This window comes from Roseovarius halophilus (ex Wu et al. 2025) (assembly GCF_047086965.1).
Map to the genome: position 1 here is coordinate 1 of NZ_JBKOTX010000486.1, position 1,153 is coordinate 1,153.

The following is a 1,153-nucleotide window of genomic DNA, read 5'->3' on the forward strand; positions in this document are numbered from 1 at the left end:
TGAGGTGCCCCTAGTTTCCTAGACACCTGCCTCGTTCAGTTTCTGCTGTCTGGTCTCATAGTCAACGGGCGACAGCATGCCGTTGCTCGTGTGCTTGCGCTTCGGGTTGTAGAACAGCTCGATGTATTCGAACACATCTCGCCGCGCGTCGTCGCGGGTCGGATATGTCCATCGCTTGATCCGCTCCCGCTTCAGCAACTGGAAGAAGCTTTCTGCAACGGCATTGTCATGGCAGTTTCCGCGTCGGCTCATGCTCGGTTCCAGATTGTGCTGATGTAGGAACATATGCCACTCCCGGCTGGTGAACTGCGAACCTTGGTCGGAGTGCACCGTGACCCGGTCCGTCGGCTTGCGTCGCCAGACGGCCATCAACAGGGCCTGCAGGGCCAGGTCCGTGGTCATTCGGGACTGGGCGGACCAGCCAACGACACGTCGCGAGAACAAGTCGATGACGACACATAGAAACATCCAGCCTTCGTGGGTCTTGATGTAGGTGATGTCGGTCACCCAGACTTGATCGGGAGCGGATGCCTCGAACCGCTGCTCCAATCTATTCTCCGCAACCACGGCGGGCTTGCCGCCATATCGGCCGGGACGGCGCTTGTAGCCCACCTGTGCAGCGATCCCGGCCAGCGACGCCAGTCGGGCAACTCGGTTCTCCGAGATGCGTTCTCCTTCGTCGCGCAGATCGTCGGTCAGCTTGCGATAACCATACACCTTGCCGCTGTCGGCCCAGGCCTGCCGGATCAGCTCGGTTTGGCGAACATCCTCTTGCGCACGGTGGCTTAACGGTTCCTTAAGCCATGCGTAGAAGCCGGAGAAATGGACCCGAAGCACCCGGCACATGGCCCGGACGCCAAATTCCTCGCGATGCGCCCGGATGAACGCGTACTTCATTGGGACTCTCGCGCGAAGTACGCCGTTGCCTTTTTTAGAATGTCGCGCTCCTCGGTCACCCTTGCCAGCTCGCGCTTCAGCCGCCGGTTCTCGGCTTCATGATCCACGCCGGGCTTTGGAACCGGCTCCGCGAACAGTTTCAGCCACTTGTACAAAGAATGCGTGCTCACGCCCAAACGCCGAGACACCTCCCGAACCGGATATCCCCGCACCGTGATCTGATGCACCGCATCCCGCTTGAACTCGTCGCTGTAAT

Annotated in this window: 1 protein-coding gene; it reads right to left on the reverse strand. The window is 60.0% G+C overall.

All coding sequences use genetic code 11. The features are described 5' to 3' along the window. Positions 1 to 18: 18 nt before the first annotated feature. Positions 19 to 1,153 (reverse strand): IS3 family transposase gene (locus ACH107_RS33005; RefSeq protein ID WP_412509812.1). Its coding sequence is split into 2 segments (ribosomal slippage), with 1,136 coding nucleotides annotated over them: positions 19 to 923 and positions 923 to 1,153; the frame shifts between segments, so codons are not numbered across the junction. This gene is flagged as partial in the annotation.